Annotated in this window: 19 protein-coding genes; 3 read left to right on the plus strand and 16 right to left on the minus strand. The window is 53.1% G+C overall.

What is annotated here, in order from left to right:
* From ABIB59_RS21700 to leuO, 16 genes are all read right to left on the minus strand, one after another.
* Positions 1-921: a D-alanine--D-alanine ligase gene (locus tag ABIB59_RS21700; protein ID WP_108702036.1), complete on the minus strand. Its 921-nt coding sequence runs from the start codon at positions 919-921 to the stop codon at positions 1-3.
* Positions 914-2,386, minus strand: a complete 1,473-nt coding sequence (gene murC, locus ABIB59_RS21705) for a UDP-N-acetylmuramate--L-alanine ligase (protein ID WP_039078368.1) — start codon at positions 2,384-2,386, stop codon at positions 914-916. Before murC ends, ABIB59_RS21700 begins: the two co-directional genes overlap by 8 nt.
* A gap of 56 nt (positions 2,387-2,442) precedes the next feature.
* Entirely contained in the window at positions 2,443-3,510 is a 1,068-nt protein-coding gene (murG, locus tag ABIB59_RS21710; protein ID WP_039078367.1) for an undecaprenyldiphospho-muramoylpentapeptide beta-N-acetylglucosaminyltransferase, read from the minus strand.
* Positions 3,507-4,751 carry a cell division protein FtsW gene (ftsW, locus tag ABIB59_RS21715; protein ID WP_047371825.1) on the minus strand — a complete coding sequence of 415 codons (1,245 nt, stop codon included), beginning with the start codon at positions 4,749-4,751 and terminating at the stop codon, positions 3,507-3,509. The genes murG and ftsW overlap by 4 nt, the downstream gene beginning before the upstream one ends.
* Positions 4,751-6,067, minus strand: a complete 1,317-nt coding sequence (gene murD, locus ABIB59_RS21720) for a UDP-N-acetylmuramoyl-L-alanine--D-glutamate ligase (protein ID WP_071193646.1) — start codon at positions 6,065-6,067, stop codon at positions 4,751-4,753. Before murD ends, ftsW begins: the two co-directional genes overlap by 1 nt.
* A gap of 2 nt (positions 6,068-6,069) precedes the next feature.
* On the minus strand, positions 6,070-7,152 hold the full coding sequence (gene mraY / locus ABIB59_RS21725) for a phospho-N-acetylmuramoyl-pentapeptide-transferase (protein ID WP_039078364.1): 1,083 nt from the start codon (positions 7,150-7,152) through the stop codon (positions 6,070-6,072).
* Positions 7,146-8,504, minus strand: a complete 1,359-nt coding sequence (murF, locus tag ABIB59_RS21730) for a UDP-N-acetylmuramoyl-tripeptide--D-alanyl-D-alanine ligase (RefSeq protein ID WP_354037006.1) — start codon at positions 8,502-8,504, stop codon at positions 7,146-7,148. Before murF ends, mraY begins: the two co-directional genes overlap by 7 nt.
* On the minus strand, positions 8,501-9,988 hold the full coding sequence (gene murE / locus ABIB59_RS21735) for a UDP-N-acetylmuramoyl-L-alanyl-D-glutamate--2,6-diaminopimelate ligase (RefSeq protein WP_354037008.1): 1,488 nt from the start codon (positions 9,986-9,988) through the stop codon (positions 8,501-8,503). Before murE ends, murF begins: the two co-directional genes overlap by 4 nt.
* Complete coding sequence (ftsI, locus tag ABIB59_RS21740) at positions 9,975-11,744, minus strand: peptidoglycan DD-transpeptidase PBP3 (RefSeq protein ID WP_039078361.1); 1,770 nt, start codon at positions 11,742-11,744, stop codon at positions 9,975-9,977. Before ftsI ends, murE begins: the two co-directional genes overlap by 14 nt.
* A gap of 15 nt (positions 11,745-11,759) precedes the next feature.
* On the minus strand, positions 11,760-12,125 hold the full coding sequence (ftsL, locus tag ABIB59_RS21745; RefSeq protein ID WP_039078360.1) for a cell division protein FtsL: 366 nt from the start codon (positions 12,123-12,125) through the stop codon (positions 11,760-11,762).
* On the minus strand, positions 12,122-13,063 hold the full coding sequence (rsmH, locus tag ABIB59_RS21750) for a 16S rRNA (cytosine(1402)-N(4))-methyltransferase RsmH (protein ID WP_039078470.1): 942 nt from the start codon (positions 13,061-13,063) through the stop codon (positions 12,122-12,124). Before rsmH ends, ftsL begins: the two co-directional genes overlap by 4 nt.
* Positions 13,064-13,065: 2 nt before the next feature.
* The gene (mraZ, locus tag ABIB59_RS21755) at positions 13,066-13,524 is read right to left on the minus strand and encodes a division/cell wall cluster transcriptional repressor MraZ (RefSeq protein ID WP_039078359.1); all 459 of its coding nucleotides are present in this window, start codon (positions 13,522-13,524) and stop codon (positions 13,066-13,068) included.
* A 607-nt stretch (positions 13,525-14,131) separates the two neighbouring features.
* Positions 14,132-15,136, minus strand: coding sequence for a catabolite repressor/activator (gene cra, locus ABIB59_RS21760; protein WP_039078358.1), 1,005 nt, complete (start codon positions 15,134-15,136; stop codon positions 14,132-14,134).
* 181 nt (positions 15,137-15,317) lie between these two features.
* Positions 15,318-15,809: an acetolactate synthase small subunit gene (ilvN, locus tag ABIB59_RS21765; RefSeq protein WP_039078357.1), complete on the minus strand. Its 492-nt coding sequence runs from the start codon at positions 15,807-15,809 to the stop codon at positions 15,318-15,320.
* 2 nt (positions 15,810-15,811) lie between these two features.
* Positions 15,812-17,536: an acetolactate synthase 3 large subunit gene (gene ilvI / locus ABIB59_RS21770; protein WP_335257398.1), complete on the minus strand. Its 1,725-nt coding sequence runs from the start codon at positions 17,534-17,536 to the stop codon at positions 15,812-15,814.
* A gap of 385 nt (positions 17,537-17,921) precedes the next feature.
* Positions 17,922-18,866, minus strand: a complete 945-nt coding sequence (leuO, locus tag ABIB59_RS21775) for a transcriptional regulator LeuO (RefSeq protein WP_052249223.1) — start codon at positions 18,864-18,866, stop codon at positions 17,922-17,924.
* A 636-nt stretch (positions 18,867-19,502) separates the two neighbouring features.
* On the opposite strand from leuO, the gene leuL reads away from it, so the two are divergent.
* The 3 genes from leuL to leuB all read left to right on the plus strand — a co-directional run bounded on the left by leuL (position 19,503) and on the right by leuB (position 22,343).
* Positions 19,503-19,589, plus strand: a complete 87-nt coding sequence (gene leuL, locus ABIB59_RS21780) for a leu operon leader peptide (RefSeq protein WP_103244949.1) — start codon at positions 19,503-19,505, stop codon at positions 19,587-19,589.
* 91 nt (positions 19,590-19,680) lie between these two features.
* Positions 19,681-21,252, plus strand: coding sequence for a 2-isopropylmalate synthase (leuA, locus tag ABIB59_RS21785; RefSeq protein WP_071193643.1), 1,572 nt, complete (start codon positions 19,681-19,683; stop codon positions 21,250-21,252).
* Positions 21,252-22,343: a 3-isopropylmalate dehydrogenase gene (leuB, locus tag ABIB59_RS21790; RefSeq protein WP_039078353.1), complete on the plus strand. Its 1,092-nt coding sequence runs from the start codon at positions 21,252-21,254 to the stop codon at positions 22,341-22,343. Before leuA ends, leuB begins: the two co-directional genes overlap by 1 nt.
* Position 22,344 lies beyond the last annotated feature (1 nt).

The raw sequence follows: 22,344 nt of genomic DNA on the forward strand, positions 1-22,344 counted from the left end.
TCACTCCGCCAGTTCCAGAATTCGCACGACCAACTGCGAGAAGGTTAACCCCGCCTGTCGCGCTGCCATCGGGACCAGGCTATGACTCGTCATACCCGGCGCGGTATTGGCTTCCAGCAGATAAAACTGCCCATCACTGTCTAACATAGCGTCAATTCTTCCCCAGCCCCGACATCCCAGCGCACGCCAGGCTTTCAGTACCAGGTTTTGTAAATTGGCCTCATCTTCTGCTTCCAGACCTGACGGACAGAAATATTTTGTCTCATCAGAGAGATACTTCGCCTCATAATCATAGAAGGTTCCAGCGGGCTGAATGCGAATTGACGGTAAAATTTCTTTTCCGAGCATGGCAACTGTAAATTCGGGTCCACTTAGCCATTTTTCGATAAGAACTTCATCATCATGTTGAAAGGCAAGCGCTAACGCAGCCGTTAACGCACCAGATTCTTCAACTTTTGACATCCCGACACTTGAGCCTTCACGGCTCGGTTTAACGATAACCGGTAAACCTAACGCATCAATGCGCTGAATAACGTCGTTATTGAGTCCCGATTCAAATTCGCTGCGTGTTAATGCAACCCACGGGGCGACCGGTAACCCTGCACCTTGCCAGAGCAATTTACTGCGCAATTTATCCATTGAGATTGCCGACGCCATAACACCGCTGCCGGTATAGGGCACCCCTGTTATCTCCAGCAATCCTTGCAGCGTACCGTCTTCGCCGCCACGCCCGTGCAGCGCAATGAATGCCTTATCGAAGCCCATCGCTTTCAGGCGAGTGACATCCACATCACGCGGGTCAATCGGGTGAGCATCAACGCCCCCCTCACGTAAACCCGCAAGCACCGCAGCGCCGGAGTTTAATGACACCTCACGCTCAGCAGAAACCCCGCCCAGCAGGACCGCGACTTTATCAGCCATTGCGCTCGTCCTCCTGTTGCGGCTTGAGTTTCACTTCCGCCAGTTGACGCGCAATCTTACCGACATTGCCTGCGCCCTGAATCAGTATCAAATCATTACCGGTCAGAACCGGAGCCAGCATTGCCGCGGTTTGAGCCGGATCGGACACCAGAATCGGGTCGATTTTTCCACGGCCGCGAATGGTACGGCACAGGGAACGGCTGTCCGCTCCCGGAATCGGCGTTTCGCCCGCAGAGTAAACATCCAGCATCAGCAGCGAATCGACCTGGGTCAGAACATTGGCAAAATCGTCATACAGATCGCGCGTACGGGTAAAGCGATGCGGCTGGAAGACCATCACCAGATTTTTATCCGGCCAGCCCGCGCGTGCCGCTTTAATGGTGGCATCCACTTCCGTCGGGTGATGACCGTAATCATCCACCAGCATGGCAGTCCCTGGTTTACCGTTAACGGGTTCCAGCGGAAACTCACCCAGGAAATCAAAACGACGACCGGTGCCCTGGAAGCTCTCCAGCGCGCTCAGAATATCTTCATCATCGATGCCTTCCTCAGTCGCCACCGCGACCGCAGCCGCTGCATTAAGCGCATTATGGCGGCCCGGCGCATTGAGCGTGACATGCAGTTCCGGCTTGTCCTGGCGAATCAGGGTGAAATGCCCTTGCGCGCCTTTCTGTTGATAGTTTTCAATGCGTACATCCGCATCCTGGCTAAAGCCGTATGTGGTGAGCTGACGACCCACTCGCGGTAATAATTCGCGAATAACCGGATCGTCCACGCACATCACCGCGCGACCATAGAACGGCAGGTTGTGCAGGAAGTTGATAAACGTCGTTTTTAAATTCTCGAAGTCACCCTGGTAGGTGTCCATATGGTCAGCTTCGATATTGGTGACAATCGCCACCATCGGTTGCAGATGGAGGAATGACGCATCACTCTCGTCTGCTTCCGCAATCAGATAACGGCTGTTGCCCAGACGCGCATGTACGCCTGCCGCTTTCACCAGACCGCCATTCACGAAGGTAGGATCAAGCCCGCCTTCGGCGTAAATACTGGCAACCATAGCCGTGGTTGTCGTTTTGCCATGCGTACCGGCGATAGCGATACCGTGGCGAAAGCGCATCAGCTCTGCCAGCATTTCGGCACGGCGAATCACCGGGATGCGCGCTTCATTCGCGGCTACGATTTCCGGGTTATCCGCTGCAATCGCGCTGGACACAACGACAACACTCGCATCGCTAACGTTCTCCGGGCGATGGTTGAAATAGATTGTCGCGCCAAGCGACGCCAACTGCTGCGTTACCGGATTCGGCGCCAAATCAGATCCGCTGATTTGATAACCTTCGTTAGCCAAAACTTCGGCAATACCGCCCATGCCAGCACCGCCAATGCCGACAAAGTGAATGTGCCGGACGCGACGCATCTCGGGCACGATTGAACGCAGTTTCGCCAGTTGTTGTGTATTCATTCTCTAAACGCCATCTACCACTTCAAATTCGCGCGACGCAAAAGGCGTCGCCAGTATTAAGCCTGTGCTGCAAGACTCACTTCTTTTGCCACTCGTTCAGTGGCATCGGGAATGGCGGCGGCGCGTGCGCGCTCGGCCATTTCCAGTAATGCTTCCCGGTTCCAGCCTGCAAGTGTCTCTGCCACGGCATCGACCGTAAATTGCGGCTGCTCCAGAATCTTCGCCGCACCCGCTTTTTCCAGCGGCAGCGCATTCCAGTACTGCTGTCTATCCTTATGCTGGAATGGAACAAATAACGCAGGCAGGCCTGCGGCAGCGATCTCACTGACCGTCAGTGCGCCAGAGCGGCATACCACAACGTCCGCCCAGGCATAGGCCTGCGCCATATCATCAATAAACTCGGTCACTTTATGCTGAGGCTGACCAGCATCGGCGTAGGCCTGCTCAACGGTTTGCTGAGCCCCCTTTCCACTCTGATGCCAGATAGTCACCGCGCTGCCCAGTTTTGCCGCGACCAGCGGTATCGTCTGATTCAGTACGCGCGCCCCCTGCGAACCGCCCACCACCAGAACCCGCACCGGCCCTTCACGGCCCGGTAATCGTTCTTGCGGCAATGGCAGCGCCAGTACATCCACGCGTACCGGGTTACCTACGACCTCGGCTTTCGGGAATGCGCCCGGGAAGGCCTGCATAACTTTGGTGGCGATCTTCGCCAGCCATTTGTTAGTCAGCCCTGCGATACCGTTTTGCTCATGCAGCACGACGGGAATACCTAGCGACCATGCGGCTAACCCGCCAGGGCCAGAGACATAACCGCCCATGCCCAGCACTACGTCCGGCTTGAAGCGCTGCATAATGGCGCGCGCCTGACGCCAGGCGTTAAAAATTCTCAACGGCGCAAGCAGCAGGGCTTTCACCCCTTTGCCGCGAAGGCCGGAGATACGGATGAAGTCAATCTCGATACCGTGTTTCGGTACCAGGTCGGCTTCCATGCGATCGGCGGTTCCAAGCCAGCGCACTTGCCAGCCCTGATCCATTAAATGGTGCGCAACCGCAAGCCCGGGGAACACATGCCCGCCGGTACCGCCTGCCATCACCATTAACCGCTTCGGTTGACCGCTCATCGTGAACCTCGTGTAAACGCCTGGGCTTTTTCCAGACGCGTTTCATAATCAATACGTAACAACAGCATGATGGCCGTCGACATAATCAATAAACTGGAGCCGCCATAACTGATGAGCGGCAGAGTCAGCCCTTTAGTCGGCAGCATACCTGCGGCTGCGCCAACGTTTACTAATGCCTGGAAGCTGAACCAAATGCCGATCGAGCAGGCCAGAAAACCCGAAAACCGCTGATCGATTTCCAGCGCCTTGCGTCCGATGGACATGGCGCGGAAAGCGACGAAGAATACCATTAAAAGTGCCAGTACCACACCGATATAACCCAGTTCTTCGCCGATAATGGCGAAGATGAAGTCGGTGTGTGCTTCGGGCAGATATTCCAGCTTTTGTACCGAGTTCCCAAGCCCCTGCCCCCACAGCTCACCGCGACCAAATGCCATCAGCGACTGCGTTAGCTGGTAGCCGCTACCAAACGGATCATCCCAGGGGTTCCAGAACGATGTCACACGACGAATACGGTATGGCTCAGCCAAAATCAGCAGAATCACCGCTGCAATACCAGAGCCGATAATGGCGATGAACTGCCACAGTTTTGCCCCCGCCAGGAATAACATCGCCAGCGTGGTAATAAAGAGCACAACCACGGTCCCGAGGTCAGGCTGTGCCAGCAGCAGCACGGCGAGCACCATAATGACGCCCATCGGTTTAAGGAAGCCGCGCAAGTTATTGCGCACCTCATCAACCTTACGCACCAGGTAGTTCGCCAGATAACAAAACAGCGACAGCTTGGTAAATTCCGCAGGCTGGAAACGCATCACCCCAAGGTCAATCCAGCGCGATGCCCCGTTGATTGAGCTACCCACCACCAGAACTACCAGCAGCATGACAATGGCGGCCACCAGCATTACCGAGCTCCAGCGCTGCCAGAACTCCATCGGCAATCGCAGCGTTACCAGTCCCAGACAAAACGCCAGAAACAGATACAGCGCATGGCGTTTGGCAAAGAAAAACGGGTCCGCCGTCAGTCGCTGCCCTACCGGCATGGATGCCGAAGTCACCATGATGAATCCGATCGCCGCCAGGCCCAGCGTCAGCCAGAACAGCGTGCGGTCGTACATGACCAGGCTGTCGTTGTCCTTCTGGCGTGAGCCCATCACCCAACCTTTTAATGCCCCAAATAACCAGCTCAGGATCCCAAATCCTGGCAGGTGCGGCATTCTCGGGCGGGGGAGACTTAAACGCATCAACCTAACTCCTGCGCCAGGCGGGTAAAGACATCGCCACGCTGTTCAAAATTCTTAAATTGATCAAGGCTGGCGCAGGCGGGTGATAACAACACCATATCGCCCGGTTGCACACGCGTCGCAATCAGGCGCATCGCCTGTTCCATATCCTGTGTTTGATCGGTAATTTCCGGACGCAACGTAGCCAGTTCTGCGCCGTCACGGCCAAAGCAATACAAGCGAACATTACTGCCTTCGAGATAACGTTTCAGCGGAGAGAAATCTGCCGATTTACCGTCGCCACCGAGCAGCAGGTGCAGCGTGCCATCTACATGCAGGCCGTTCAGTGCCGCCTCTGTACTGCCGACATTGGTCGCTTTGGAATCGTTAATCCAGCGCACGCCGTTGTGCTCCAGCGCCAACTGGAAGCGGTGCGCCAGACCAGTAAACGTGGTCAACGCTTTCAGGCTGCTGGCGCGCGGTAACCCCACGGCATCGGCCAGGGCCAGCGCCGCCAGCGCGTTCGTATAATTGTGCTGGCCGCTAAGCTTCATTTCTTTAACGTTCAGCACCTTCTCACCTTTCACGCGCAGCCAGGTTTCCCCCTGCTGGCGATTGAGATGGTAATCACCGACATCCACGCCAAAGCTGACGCAGCGCTCATCCGCACCACGCACTGGCATGGTCAGCGCGTCATCTGCATTCACCACGCAAACCTTCGCATTTTCATAAACACGCAGTTTCGCCGCACGGTACTGCTGGAGACCAAACGGATACCTGTCCATATGATCTTCGGTAACGTTGAGGATGGTCGCCGCCGCCGCATGCAGGCTGGATGTGGTTTCAAGCTGGAAGCTCGAAAGTTCCAACACGTAAAGATCGCAGGCAGATTCCAGCAGCATCAGCGCGGGCAGGCCAATATTGCCGCCAACGCCGACGTTCTTGCCGGCGGATTTCGCCATTTCGCCAACCAGCGTGGTGACTGTGCTTTTGCCATTCGACCCGGTGATCGCCACGATCGGCGCCTGCGCTTCACGGCAAAAAAGCTCAATATCACCAACGATCTCTACGCCCGCATCTGCCGCTGCGCTCAGCGACGGATGCGCCAGAGCGATCCCAGGGCTCGCGACGATCAGATCGGCCGCCAGCAGCCAGTCATCATTCAGACCACCAAGATAGCGCTCCACCTCTTCCGGGAGCTTATCCAACCCCGGAGGCGAAACGCGGGTATCCATCACTTTCGGCGTTACGCCGCGCGCGCGGAAAAATTCCACGCACGAGAGTCCCGTCAGACCAAGACCAATAATGACGACTTTTTTACCCTGGTAATCTGCCATGATTAACGTACCTTGAGCGTTGCCAGGCCAATCAGGACCAGCATCAGCGAAATAATCCAGAAGCGCACAATAACGCGCGGCTCCGGCCAGCCTTTCAGTTCATAGTGATGGTGAATCGGCGCCATACGGAAAATACGCTGACCACGCAATTTGAACGACCCAACCTGCAAAATGACAGACAGGGTTTCGACGACGAAGACGCCGCCCATAATGACCAACAGGAATTCCTGACGCAGCAGCACGGCGATAATGCCCAGTGCGCCGCCTAACGCCAGCGAGCCCACATCCCCCATAAAGACCTGAGCCGGATAGGTGTTAAACCACAGAAATCCCAGCCCCGCGCCGACAATTGCCGTACAGACGATAACCAGCTCGCCCGCATGACGCAGATACGGAATGTGCAGATAACTGGCAAAGTTCATGTTACCTGTCGCCCAGGCTACTAACGCAAAACCCGCCGCCACAAACACGGTGGGCATAATCGCCAGACCATCCAGGCCGTCAGTCAGGTTGACCGCGTTACCTGTTCCCACAATCACGAAATAAGCAAGCAGGATGTAGAAAATGCCCAATTGCGGCATAACATCTTTAAAGAACGGAACCACCAGTTGCGTAGCGGGCGTATCGTTGCCCGCAAGGTACAATGCAAAGGCGACGCCCAGGGCAATCACCGACATCCAGAAATATTTCCAGCGCGCAATCAGGCCTTTCGTGTCTTTGCGCACCACTTTGCGGTAGTCATCAACAAAACCAATAATGCCGTAGCCAACCAGGACAACCAGAACGCACCAGACGTATGGATTGGACGGGTAAGCCCACAGCAGCACAGAAACCACGATCGCTGTCAGAATCATGATGCCGCCCATGGTCGGCGTACCGCGTTTACTGAAATGCGACTCCGGACCATCGTTACGCACGACCTGGCCAAAAGAGAGTTTTTGCAGACGGGCAATCATGCGCGGCCCCATCCATAAAGAGATGAAGAGCGCAGTCAGCAGGCTGACGATGGCGCGAAACGTCAAATAGGAGAAGACGTTAAAGCCAGAATAATATTTGACCAAATGTTCGGCCAGCCAAACTAACATGCCCTTTTCTCCTGTAATGCGCGTGCGACCTCTTCCATGGCGGCACTACGTGAACCTTTCACCAAAATGGTAATAATTTGCTTCTCGGCAATCAGCGCCTCTAAACGCGCAATCATTGCCGCCTTATCATCAAAATGCTCGCCAACGCCACTGGCATCACTGATGGCTTTACTGAGCTTGCCGACGCTTAACACATGGTCGATACCAACAGCTTTTGCCGTTTCACCCACCTGAATGTGACACGCCTCGCTTTCATCACCCAATTCCGCCATGTCGCCGACCACCATGACCCGATAGCCTGGCATTTCAGCTAGCACATGCGCTGCCGCCGTCATCGACCCCACGTTCGCGTTGTAGCTGTCGTCCAGCAGTAATTGGTTGTCTCCAAGTTGCACCGGGAAAAGACGCCCCGGAACAGCTTTCAGATTTGCCAGACCTTTTTTCACTGCGTCATGCGGTGCCCCTACCGCCATCGCCAGCGCGGTTGCGGCCAGCGCATTCGCGATATTGTGGCGCCCAGGTAATGGCAACGTGACATCAATACCGCCCGTTGGGGTTTGCAGCGTAAATTCAGTACCGTGGGAGGTCACATGAATATTGGTCGCGGTAAAATCGCTGTTGGCGGCATTTGGCGAGAAACGCCAGACTTTGCGATCGCCAATGATGTTTTGCCAGTTCAGCCAGTCATTGTTATCGCCATTCATAATGGCGATGCCATTGGCAGGCAGGCCGGTATAAATCTCGCCTTTAGCCTTTGCCACCCCGGCCAGAGAGCCAAACCCTTCAAGATGCGCTGCCGCAAGATTGTTAACCAGCGCCGCTTCCGGGCGGGTCAGCGACACAGTCCAGGCGATTTCGCCCTGGTGGTTGGCGCCAAGCTCAATCACCGCGTACTGATGTTCTTTGGTCAGACGCAGCAGGGTCATCGGCACACCGATGTCATTGTTCAGGTTCCCGGCGGTATAGAGCGTATTGCCACATTCGCTGAGGATGGCGGCCGTCATCTCTTTCACCGAGGTTTTGCCAGACGAGCCGGTCAGCGCCACAACGCGAGCAGGAACCTGCTGGCGAACCCAGGCTGCCAGTTCGCCAAAGGCGAGACGGGTATCCTTCACCACCAGTTGCGGCAGGTCGATATCCAGTTTGCGACTGACTAACAGCGCGCCAGCACCGCCCTCTTTTGCTTTATCAGCGAAATCGTGGGCATCGAAACGTTCGCCTTTCAGCGCCACAAACAGGCAACCAGAGGTCAGCTTGCGGGTGTCCGTAGTGACCGCCTCAATGGTTGCGTCTGCACCATGCAGTTCGCCATGCAAAATGCCGCTGAGCTGGCTAAGCGTTACGCTAATCATGCGAGGACTCCCAACAGACGCGCCGCGGTTACACGGTCTGAATAATCGAGACGGTGGCTACCGACAATCTGATAATCTTCGTGTCCTTTACCTGCGAGCAGGACAACGTCATTTTCTTTCGCTTGCATGATGGTGTTGGTAACCGCTTCTGCGCGGCCTTCCATCACATGTGCACGGCCCGGATCGAGCATGCCCGCCAGAATATCGTCGATGATGGCGCGCGGCTCTTCGGTACGCGGATTGTCATCCGTCACGACCGGAATATCGGCGAACTGTTCAGCAATTGCGCCCATCAACGGACGTTTGCCTTTATCACGATCGCCACCGCAGCCAAATACGCACCACAGATTTCCGGTGCAGTGCAGTCGTGCTGCCTGCAGCGCTTTTTCCAGCGCATCCGGCGTGTGGGCATAATCCACCACCACGGTCGGTTTGCCCGGCGCGCTGAACACTTCCATACGCCCGCATACCGGCTGCAGACGTGCGCCAGTATTGATTAAATCGGCCAGCGGATAGCCCAGCGCCAGCAGTGTCGAGAGCGCCAGCAGCAGGTTGCTGACGTTAAAGGCGCCCATCAGACGGCTTTCAATATCGCCCTCGCCCCAGGAGGAGGCAAAGCGGATAGTCGCACCGCTGTCGTGGTACACCACCTCGGTTGCTTTCAGCCAGCGGCCATGGCAATTCGGGTTGATATGGTCTTCCATCGACACGGCGACTGCATCAGGCAGTTTTGCTAACCAACGGCGTCCGACTTCATCATCCGCATTGACGATGGCCTGGCCGAAATGGTGAGCAGAAAACAGCAGCCATTTAGCCGCTTCGTAATTGGCCATGTCACCGTGATAGTCCAGATGATCGCGGCTCAGGTTCGTGAAGACAGACGCGGCGAATTTCAACGCCGCCACGCGGTGTTGAACCAGCCCATGAGAGGAGACTTCCATCGCGGCGAAAGTTGCGCCTTGCTGAGCAAGGCTTGCAATCACATGCTGTACGTCAACGGCGGAACCGGTGGTATTTTCCGATGGGATAACTTTGCCCAACAGACCATTCCCCACCGTGCCCATTACCGCGCTGGTTTCGCCAAGCAATTGGCTCCATTGCGCCAGCAATTGCGTAGTCGTGGTTTTACCGTTAGTGCCGGTCACACCAATCAGACGCAGTTGCTCAGAAGGCTCGTTATAAAAACGCCCCGCCAGCGCAGAAAGACGCTCATTTAACTGGCTCAGATAGATAACCGGAACGCCGTGCATCTCGCGAATTTCGCCGTCAGTAGCCTCATCTTTAGCCTCGGCAATAATGGCAGCCACACCTTGCGCAATCGCCTGCGGGATATATCGACGCCCGTCCGCCTGATGACCCACTACTGCCACAAAAAGATCACCCGACGCCGCTACCCGGCTGTCGAGTGTCATTTCTCGCAGTGCTCGCTCCGGCGCACCTGGCACCCACGGAGCAAGAAGGTCGCGCAAATTACGATCTGCCACCTGTCCCCTCGCCTTGATTAATTACGAATTCATTCTTATCGCCCGTTGTCAGTGCATCCGGCTCGATGTTCATGGTGCGTAAAACACCGCCCATGATGGCACCAAACACCGGCGCAGAAACGGCGCCACCGTAGTATTTACCTGCTTGTGGATCGTTAATAACGACCACCAGCGCAAAGCGTGGATTACTGGCGGGCGCAACACCCGCGGTATAAGCAATGTATTTGTTGATGTAGCGGCCATCCGGCCCCACCTTCTTCGCCGTACCGGTCTTAATTGCGATGCGGTAGCCTTTAATCGCCGCTTTCACACCGCCGCCGCCCGGCAGGGCCACGCTCTCCATCATATGTACGACATTGCGTACGATAGACTCATTGAAGATGCGTTCGCCCGGAACAGGTGGATCAACTTTGGTTATCGACAGTGGACGGTACACACCGTAGCTGCCGATGGTTGCATAGACTCGCGCTAACTGTAACGGCGTTACCATTAACCCGTAGCCGAAAGAGAAGGTGGCCCTCTCTATGTCAGACCACCGTTGTTTTTGAGGAAATAAGCCACTGCGTTCTCCGACCAACCCCAAATTGGTCGCCTTTCCCAGTCCAAAACGTGAGTAAGTATCTACTAACGCTGAGGACGGCATCGCTAACGCCAGTTTAGAAACACCAACGTTACTCGACTTCTGTAGTACCCCGGTCAGGGTCAATTCGCTGTAGCGCGCCACGTCTTTGATTTCGTGGCCGTTAATTCGATAAGGAATAGTGTTCAACACGGTGTTAGGTGTCACGACGCCACGCTGGAGCGCGGTCATCACTACCATGGGTTTAACCGTCGAACCCGGTTCGAAGACGTCGGTAATCGCGCGGTTACGCATGGCGTCTTTCGCGGTACCGGTAAAATTGTTCGGGTTGTAAGAAGGGCTGTTCGCCATCGCCAGCACTTCACCGGTGCTCACATCCACCAGTACAGCACTGCCCGATTCCGCTTTGTTAAATGCCACCGCATTATTCAGCTCGCGATAGACCAGTGCCTGAAGACGTTCGTCAATGCTCAGCGCAAGGTTATGCGCCGCCTGGCTGTCAGTGGAGGAGATATCCTCAATCACGCGGCCATAACGGTCTTTACGTACAATACGTTCACCCGGCTGACCGGTCAGCCACTTATCAAAGCTTTTCTCAACCCCTTCGATGCCTTCACTGTCGACGTTAGTAAAGCCGATAAGGTGAGCAGTTACTTCGCCCGAAGGGTAATAACGGCGCGACTCTTCGCGAAGGTGAATGCCCGGCAGCTTAAGCTTTTTAATGTACTCGCCAAGGTCGGGGTTGACCTGACGCGCCAGGTAGATAAAGCGCCCTTTCGGGTTCGCATTAATGCGCGAGGAAAGCTGATCGAGCGGGATGGTCAAGGCGTCGGACAGGGCTTTCCAGCGATTATCGAGCGTTACGCCACCGGCATCCTGCACCTCTTTCGGGTCGGCCCAAATAGCTTTGACCGGCACACTCACTGCCAGCGGACGTCCGGAACGATCGGTAATCATGCCGCGCGAGGTCGCGACTTCCTGAACGCGCAGCGAGCGCATATCCCCTTCACGCACCAGCATATCGGGGTTTACAATTTGCAAATACGCGACGCGGCCCAGCAAAAAGCCCAGCGCCAGCAAAATGCAGCCGCAAAGCAAGGCAAAACGCCAGCTCACAAAGCTGGCCTGTTCTTCCTGGCGTTTCGGTTTTGGCGTTTTAACCGCTGCGGCTTTCATGCGTCGCGTGGTTCCTTATTTCTGTACAACAATGTTTTCCTGGGACGGATCGACATGCTGCATTTGCAGCTTCTCGGTCGCGATCCGCTCAACCCGGCTATGATCGCCGAGCGCATTCTCTTCAAGGATCAAGTTGCGCCATTCGATATCCAGCGCATCGCGCTCCAGCACGAGTTGTTCACGCTGGGCCGTCAACAGACGGGTATGATGCGAAGTGGTGACAACCGTCACCGCCGTCATGATGATGCAAATGAACAGGCAGAGTGGCAGTTTCCCAAATCGCAAAAGGTCGTCGCCGATCACGCCAGGCAAGGCATGGCGCTCGTTGCTTCCTAACGACACTTTAACTTTGCTAAGGGTCTCTGACACTCTGCCGATCATGCGTTCGTCCTCTCTGCAATACGCAGAACTGAACTACGGGCACGTGGATTTTCAGCCACTTCTTCTTCGCCCGGCATCAACTTGCCTAGTGCTCGTAACTGACGTCCACCCAGTTTCCTGAGTTGCTCTTCCGTCATCGGTAACCCTGCCGGAACCTGCGGACCGCGGCTTTGTTCACGCATGAAACGTTTTACAATGCGGTCTTCCAGCGAGTGGAAACTGATGATCGAGAGCCGCCCTCCCGGGGCCAATACGTCGATCGAGCTTTTTAGCGCCAGCTCTATCTCCTCCAGTTCACTGTTTACCCAGATGCGCACCGCCTGGAAGGTACGGGTCGCAGGATGTTTGAATTTATCTTTCACCGGTGTCGCTGCCGCCACCACCGCAGCCAGCTCTTTGGTGCGGGTCATCGGTTCTTCACGGTTACGTTCAACGATGGCGCGCGCGATGCGTTTACCAAAGCGCTCTTCACCAAAGGTTTTTATCACCCATGCGATATCGGCTTCATCGGCCGTTCGTAACCACTCCGCAGCAGATTGACCGCGGGTGGGGTCCATACGCATGTCAAGCGGACCGTCACGCATAAAGGAAAAACCGCGTTCAGCATCATCGAGTTGCGGAGAAGAGACACCAAGATCGAGCAGAATTCCGTCGATCTTACCGGTGAGGCCACGCTCGCTGACATACTCAGCCAGCGCGGAAAAAGGACCATGTACGATGGAAAAGCGGGGATCATCAATGGTTTTTGCGACGGCAATCGCTTCTGGATCACGGTCAATAGCCAGCAAACGTCCTTCCGCTCCCAGTTGGGAGAGGATCAGGCGTGAGTGACCACCGCGGCCAAAAGTGCCATCAATGTAAATGCCATCCGGACGAATGTTCAGGCCATTAACGGCCTCATCCAGTAGCACCGTTGTGTGTTTAAAATTTTCCATCATCATTACAGAGACAAATCCTGCAACCGGTCTGAAAGTATCTCAGTACCCGTTTGCTCAGCGTCGATATCTTCCTTGACCTGTTGATACCAGGTCGTTTCGTCCCACAGTTCAAACTTATTGAACTGTCCGACCAGCATCACTTCTTTCGTCAGCCCGGCGTGTTGCCGCAAAACGGGCGCGATTAATAAGCGCCCTGCGTTATCCATCTGACATTCGCTGGCATGCCCCAACAAGAGACGTTGTACCCGGCGCTCTTGCGGATCCATGCTCGACAGACGCGACAATTTTTGCTCAATAATTTCCCATTCGGGTAAGGGGTAAAGCAGCAGGCAGGTGTGACGGATGTCAATGGTACAAACCATTTGACCGGAAGCTTTCTCCAGCAGCAAATCCCGATAACGGGTCGGCACGGCTAACCGGCCTTTGCTGTCGAGATTGACTAATGTAGCTCCACGGAACATACCAGCCCCACCCCTGAGTGACCTATTTCACCACTTTATCCCACAAATCCCCACCGAAGGAGTTTACGGAGCGGAGGAAAAGCTTGTCAAGCCAGTGCAAAGGCTAACCAGAATAAAAGATCCCTTATTCGCGGTTACATTCCACTTTGGTGAAATACCGCTCAACTAATGAGGCAAATTAACGTCATGAATATTTGTAAGAAAAAAACTGAATATGCATTGGGGCGTTAAAAACCAGTTATTTCATGCGTGCCAAATATAAAGTGTCAGTTTGCGACGCGGGCGGCATTTTAAGACATATTGCAGGCAGATAACAGTGCCAGATAGCGCTTGCGCGCCGCGGAAGCGATAAGAAAAACCGTAGGGTTAAAGCCCATAATCAAAAAGCGGTTGTTATTTCAACGATTACAGCGGGAAATGTAACAAAGTAATACAGGGGACACGTTCAGTTACGTCTTAATTACTTTAAAATGTGTCACAGGTGAAATAAGGCAAATTAATTAAATTAACGGCCTTAAAAATAAGGATTTATCTGAATTGGCTATAAAATTAATTATCGCCTTTCATTCGCAACAAAAAGGCAGCAATGACTGCCTTTATTGGAATACTAAACGCGGCTTAATACACCACGACGGTAGAGGTTGCGACGAATACGGCTCAAACCCGCTTTAGGTTTACGCGGCTCGTCCAGACTTGCCAGTACAATCTCCAGCACGCGCTCAGCAACATCACGATGACGCTGTGCCACCGCCAGAACCGGGCATTGCAGGAAGTCCAGCAGTTCATGATCACCAAAAGTAGCAATAGCAAGGTCAGACGGTAGCTTACCATCGCGGCGTAGCGTAACGTCCAGCACACCTTGTAGAAGTGCAAAAGAGGTAGTAAACAGCGCCTGCGGCATGCTGTGCGTTTCCAGCCATTTTTCAAATAACTGTGCAGCGGCTTCACGCTCATAGCTATTGGCATAGAGATAATCCACTTCGCGCGGATCGTCCTTCCAGGCCGTACGGAAGCCCTGTTCACGTAAAAAACTGACAGAAAGCTCAGGTAACGCGCCCAGATACAGTACTTTTTCCGCCGGGAATTTACGTAATTCCGCCGCCAGCATTTCCGAGTCGTCCTGATCGGCGCCGACAACGCTGGTGAAGTGTTCACGATCCAGCGCGCGGTCAAGTGCGACTATTGGAAACGCGTCATTGGCCCAACGCTGATAGAAAGGATGCTCCGGCGGCAACGATGTTGAAACGATTATGGCGTCGACCTGGCGCTGAAGCAGATGTTCAATACAGCGCATTTCGTTATCTGGCTGATCTTCCGAGCAGGCGATAAGTAGTTGATAACCGCGCTGACGCGCCTGACGTTCCAGATAATTCGCAATCCGCGTATAACTGGTGTTCTCCAAATCCGGAATAACCAGCCCAATGGAGCGAGTACGTCCCGCTCGCAACCCAGCCGCCACCGCATTCGGGTGGTAATTATGCTCACGTACGACCGCCATAACTTTCTCGACGGTTTTATCGCTGACACGATATTGCTTTGCCTTTCCATTAATGACATAGCTTGCCGTGGTACGTGAGACGCCGGCTAGCCGGGCGATTTCATCCAGTTTCACAATTGCCCCTCAAAAAATAAAAGATACTCCATAACCTTTTTAGGGATATAGGTTAAATTCCATAACATCTAAGCGCAGAATAGACACTGCGGCAACCGCTTTTGTGTTTGCTTCCGGCGGATTTCGCAAAAAAAAAGCCCAGCGGATAGCGCCAGGCCAGGAAAATGACGTATGCGTAACACTAACGCATGATTTTGTCGCCGCGAGATAAACCAACTACGCCAGACCTCGCCACCTCAACAATTTTCGCCACATCGCGAATGGTCGCCAGAAAAGCATCAAGCTTATCACTGGTGCCGGCGAGCTGAACCGTATAAATAGAAGGCGTAACATCAATGATCTGCCCACGGAAGATTTCCGCGTTGCGTTTGACCTCTTCGCGGCCATATCCGCTGGCCTGGATTTTCACCAGCATGATCTCGCGCTCAACGTAAGCGCCCTGCCCAAGCTCATTCACACGTAACACATCCACCAGCTTGTGCAGTTGCTTTTCAATTTGCTCCAGCACTTTGGCATCCCCGACTGTCTGAATCGTCATCCGCGAAAGCGTCGGATCATCTGTCGGTGCCACAGTCAGACTTTCAATGTTATAGCCGCGCTGGGCAAAAAGGCCGATCACGCGCGATAACGCGCCCGATTCATTTTCCAGTAAAACAGATAATATCCGGCGCATAATCAGGTCCTCTCCGTTTTGCTCAACCACATTTCATCCATGCCACCGCCACGGATCTGCATCGGATAAACATGTTCACTTCCGTCGACGGTCACATCGACAAAGACCAGGCGGTTATTTTTAACCTGCTCAAGCGCCTCAATCAGCTTCGCTTCAAGTTCTTCCGGACGGGTTATATTGATCCCTACATGACCGTAAGCTTCGGCTACGCGTGCAAAATCGGGTAACGACTGCATATACGATTGTGAATGACGACCCGAATAGATCATATCCTGCCACTGCTTCACCATCCCCAGATAACGGTTGTTCAAGTTCAGTACCAGCACCGGAAGCTCATATTGCATTGCGGTAGACAACTCCTGAATATTCATCTGGATACTGCCGTCGCCCGTAACGCAGATAACCGTTTCATCCGGGAGCGCCATTTTCACACCCAGCGCGGCTGGCAGACCAAAGCCCATCGTGCCCAGACCGCCAGAGTTTATCCAGCGACGCGGTTTATCAAAACGGTAATAGAGCGCCGCAAACATCTGGTGCTGGCCAACATCCGAAGTGACGTAGGCGTCACCCTTCGTTAAGCGCCAGATCGTTTCGATCACCGCCTGCGGTTTGATCTTCTCACTTTGCGTGTCGTATTTCAGGCACTGGCGGGCACGCCATTGCTCAATCTGCAACCACCAATCGCGAATATCGTCCAGGGGTTGCTGAAACTCTTCTTGCCCCAATAACTCCAGCATCTGCTCAAGTACCAGCCGGGCATCCCCAACAATCGGCACATCTGCCTGTACGGTCTTTGAAATCGATGTCGGGTCAATATCAATATGCAGAACCGTGGCATTCGGGCAGTACTTCGCCAGATTGTTGGTTGTACGGTCATCAAAGCGCACCCCAACGGCAAAGATCACATCCGAGTGATGCATAGTCATGTTGGCTTCGTAGGTACCGTGCATACCCAACATACCCAACGCCTGACGATGCGATGCTGGAAACGCCCCTAGCCCCATAAGCGACGAGACCACAGGAAGATTCAATTTCTCTGCCAGCGTACGCAGTTGCGGTTCGCAGGCAGACGTGATCGCACCACCGCCCACATAGACAACGGGATGTTTCGCCGCTACCAGCGTTTGCAAAGCACGTTTGATTTGCCCTTTATGACCGTGAGTTGTCGGGTTATAGGAGCGCATACTCACCGAATCCGGCCATACATAAGGGAGTTTATTCGCTGGATTGAGAATATCTTTCGGTAAATCGACGACGACCGGGCCAGGACGACCACTGGAAGCAAGCCAGAACGCTTTTTTCAGCACGCCAGGAATGTCTTCGGTCTGTTTTACCAGGAAACTATGTTTTACCACCGGGCGGGATATCCCCACCATGTCGCATTCCTGGAAAGCATCATAGCCGATGAGGGAGGTCGCAACCTGCCCTGAAAGAACCACCAACGGAATCGAGTCCATATAAGCTGTTGCAATCCCGGTGATGGCATTCGTGGCTCCCGGTCCGGAGGTGACGAGCACAACGCCAATTTCACCGGTCGCCCTTGCCAGACCATCAGCCATATGCACAGCAGCCTGCTCATGGCGCACCAGGACATGATCGATTCCACCGACCGTATGTAGCGCATCGTAAATATCGAGGACCGCGCCCCCAGGATAACCGAATACTTGCTTCACGCCCTGATCGATAAGCGATCGGACGACCATCTCGGCTCCAGACAACATCTCCATGGTTTGCCTCCAGGCTTGGGTTTGGCGACTGACGACAGAACGCGTGTCCGTCTTGTCGCTCTGTTCAGTACAGGAAGTCCCTGCATTCTGATTATGAATGGCAGTTACCATAACCGCTGAAAATCTGGCAGGCAATTAGCAAACGATTCACCTCACCTTGCCCCAAAAGAGGAATAATAAGGTTAACAGGCGGGAATTGGTGAAATTGTCTGTAATAAGCAAAGACGATGATAATTCATCATTCGAATCACTTCCTGCTCAGTAATTCATGCATTTTTACGTCGCGATTTGATGCGCCAGTAAAATAGCTCAGCATAAAATTTCGCGCCAGGATGGCCAAACAGAAGAAAGCAGCCATCGGCGCATTCAACGCATTGGATGCCTTTTAACGGCGACAAACTGAGACCAGTAACTCTTCCATCCACTGGTGGCCTTTATCCCGTCCCGCCGCTTCATGCCATGAAAGATAACAGGTACGGCTATTCAGTTTTAACGGTAAAGGTAAAACCTGGAGCTCTAATTTCCCGGCAAACTCTTCGGCTAACCAACGCGGGGCAATCGCTACAAGCTGCGTTTGAGAAACCACATTGAGTACACTCGTCAATGCCATTCCCTGATAAGCAACACAGGTTTGTTTATCCGTCGTGTCATACCACGGCTGGCTAAAAGATGCATAACGATCCAGCGCAACTACTGCGTGCTGTTCACAATAAATATCACTTTCACGAAGTGGCCCATTAATACGTGGATGTTTTTTACTGGCAACCAGCACCATCTCATCTTTAAACAACGGCACGCATGAGAATTCTGGTCGACGAAATTCATCGTAGCCGATGACAAATTCTATTTCCTGGTAACGAAGTTGGTGTTCTGTATTTTGATTTAATGATGATTTAAAGGCCAGATGTATATTCGGCGCAACCTCATTCACTCTATTATAGATGACAGAAGTGAGGAGATTATCAAGCGGACTGCACACGCAAAGATTAAAAACACGCTCGCTGGTCACGGGTTCAAAACCCGATCCCGGCAGCTCATTTTGCACGAGTTGTAACGCCTGCCTGACCGAACCAAACAATTGGAAGGCGCGTGCCGTAGGCTGTATTCCTCGACCATAGCGCACAAAGAGTTCATCATTAAACATGACCTTAAGCCTGGCCAGGGCATTGCTCACTGCCGGTTGCGACATTCCCAAAGAATGAGCTGCCCGCGTGATATTTTGTTCCTGCATAACCGCATCAAAAATAGTTAACAAATTGAGATCAACTTTGCGCAGTTGCGGTTTCGTTACCTCACTAATATGGGTGTTTTCAACTTGTTCTTCTGACATATCCTTCTCCGATATCATGCTAAATTCCATTTATCCCGGCAGCAATAACCTAAAGAAATATGATTTATCACGCATATAAGATAAGGAAAAGAGGAATTCAACAAAATAGGAATACATAAAGATAATTTAATGCCGGGATTTTTCCAACCCCATAAAAAGCACTAAATCATATGTTCCCGTTCAAATGAAACGGCAGACCAGAATCAAAACATAAATAGCGTGAATGCACAATACAGCCTCATTAAGCAATAAATGCGATCCAACAGAGATATTTCAATAGCACGAACAATATAATTTAACTTAATTTTATCATTTCGTCGCATTAGTTAAGAAAAATAATAACCCCAACAAATTAATCATGACTAATCATCAGGATAGCAAGCCCTCTTCAAAAATGTAAAAATATAACCAACTGCAAAGAAATGTTCATGAAAGGCACAAACAACGTCAAGTATGAAATAGCACTAATACCTTATTTTGATTTTTAACGGAATTACAGCACGATTAACTAAAATAGAACGCAGTGCCAAATCCGTTTTCATGCGCTTTTAAGGGGCCAGGTGTTGACTTTGATTTCTGAATCCAGTACCACTAATGGCATATCGCATTTAATCGCATTCATCTGGAGCATGGTTAATGATTCGCAATGTTCGCTTCCTCGGTCTACTACTACTAAACGCATCCCATGTGCGCGGTAGACCGGTGGGCGACACTCAGCGTTGAGTCATCCTCCAGTTACACTAAGAACCCGCGCCTTGGCGCGGGTTTTTTTATGCTCGTAGCAAGGCGACCGAAGAGAGATAAGGACCAAACCATGAGCCAGCAAGTCGTTATTTTTGATACAACCTTACGTGATGGTGAACAGGCATTACAGGCAAGTCTGAGTGTAAAAGAGAAGCTGCAGATCGCTCTGGCGCTGGAACGTATGGGTGTTGACGTCATGGAGGTCGGCTTTCCGGTCTCTTCTCCGGGCGATTTCGAATCCGTACAGACTATCGCGCGTCAGGTTAAAAACAGCCGTGTCTGTGCGCTGGCACGCTGTGTCGAGAAAGATATTGATGTAGCGGCTGAATCATTGAAAGTTGCCGAAGCATTCCGCATCCATACTTTTATTGCCACCTCCCCCATGCATATCGCCACTAAACTGCGCAGTACGCTGGATGAAGTGATTGAACGCGCCATTTATATGATTAAGCGCGCCCGTAACTACACCGACGACGTTGAATTCTCTTGCGAAGACGCAGGCCGTACTCCGATTGCTGACCTGGCGCGTGTGGTTGAAGCCGCCATCAACGCGGGTGCGAAAACCATTAATATTCCGGACACCGTTGGCTACACCATGCCGTTCGAATTCGCCAATATCATCACTGGCCTGTATGAACACGTGCCAAATATCGACAAAGCCATTATCTCCGTTCATACCCACGATGATTTAGGTCTGGCTGTCGGCAACGCTATTGCTGCTGTCCATGCTGGCGCACGCCAGGTTGAAGGGGCGATGAACGGCATCGGTGAGCGCGCAGGAAACTGTTCGCTGGAAGAGGTCATCATGGCCATCAAAGTGCGCAAAGACATCATGAATGTGCACACCGGCATTAATCATCACGAAATCTGGCGTACCAGCCAGACAGTTAGCCAGATTTGCAACATGCCAATCCCGGCGAACAAAGCCATTGTCGGCACCGGTGCCTTTGCTCACTCCTCCGGTATCCACCAGGATGGCGTGCTGAAAAACCGTGAAAACTACGAAATTATGACCCCGGAATCCATCGGTCTGAATCAGGTACAGTTGAACCTGACGTCCCGCTCTGGCCGCGCGGCGGTGAAACACCGTATGGAAGAGATGGGCTACAAAGATACCGACTACAACATGGATCACCTGTACGACGCGTTCCTGAAACTGGCAGACAAAAAAGGCCAGGTCTTCGATTACGATCTGGAAGCGCTGGCGTTCATCAATAAACAGCAGGAAGAGCCGGAACATTTCCGTCTGGATTATTTTAGCGTGCAGTCCGGCTCCAGCGATATCGCTACCGCCTCCGTGAAGCTGGCCTGTGGCGAAGAAACGAAAGCCGAAGCCGCCAACGGCAACGGCCCGGTAGACGCTGTTTATCAGGCGATTAACCGCATCACCGGTTATGACATTGAGCTGGTTAAATATGATCTCAATGCCAAAGGTCAGGGTAAAGACGCGCTGGGTCAGGTGGATATCGTCGTCACTTACAACGGGCGTCGTTTCCATGGTGTGGGTCTGGCAACTGATATCGTGGAATCCTCTGCCAAAGCGATGGTACACGTGCTGAACAACATCTGGCGCGCCGCAGAAGTCGAAAAAGAATTGCAACGCAAAGCTCAAAATAAAGAAAACAACAAGGAAACCGTGTGATGTCGAAGAATTACCATATTGCCGTGTTGCCGGGTGACGGCATTGGCCCCGAAGTCATGGCGCAAGCCTTAAAAGTACTGGACGCCGTTCGTAGCCGTTTCGAAATGCGTATTACCACCAGCCACTATGATGTGGGCGGCATCGCAATTGACCGCCATGGCAATCCGCTGCCGCAGGCAACCGTCGAAGGCTGCGAGCAGGCAGACGCTATCCTGTTTGGCTCCGTAGGCGGTCCGAAATGGGAAAACCTGCCGCCAGCACAGCAACCGGAGCGTGGTGCTCTGCTGCCGCTGCGCAAACATTTCAAATTATTCAGCAACCTGCGTCCGGCTAAACTGTACCAGGGGCTGGAAGAGTTCTGCCCGCTGCGTGCCGATATTTCCGCTAACGGCTTTGACATTCTCTGCGTGCGCGAGCTGACGGGCGGTATTTACTTCGGTCAGCCAAAAGGCCGTGAAGGCAGCGGGCAGCACGAGAAAGCGTTTGATACCGAGGTCTATCACCGTTTTGAGATTGAACGTATTGCGCGTATCGCGTTTGAATCTGCGCGCAAACGCCGTAAAAAAGTGCATTCTATTGATAAAGCGAACGTGCTGCAGACCTCTCTGCTGTGGCGTGAAATCGTCAACGAAGTGGCACAGGAATACCCGGACGTTGAGCTGGCGCATATGTATATCGACAACGCCACCATGCAGTTGATTAAAGACCCGTCCCAATTTGACGTGTTGTTGTGTTCCAACCTGTTCGGCGACATCCTCTCTGATGAGTGTGCGATGATCACGGGTTCAATGGGCATGTTGCCGTCTGCCAGCCTGAACGAACAAGGTTTTGGTCTGTACGAACCGGCTGGCGGCTCCGCGCCGGATATCGCGGGCAAAAATATTGCGAACCCGATAGCTCAAATTCTTTCTCTCGCACTGCTGTTGCGTTACAGCCTGGATGCCGACGACGCGGCAACCGCCATTGAAAGCGCCATCAACCGCGCATTAGAAGAAGGTGTGCGTACCGGTGATTTAGCCCGTGGCGCCGCAGCTGTTAGTACCGATGAGATGGGTGATATCATCGCCCGTTATATCGCAGAAGGGGTGTAAT

Source organism: Citrobacter sp. UYEF32 (assembly GCF_040546205.1).
GTDB lineage: Bacteria > Pseudomonadota > Gammaproteobacteria > Enterobacterales > Enterobacteriaceae > Phytobacter > Phytobacter diazotrophicus.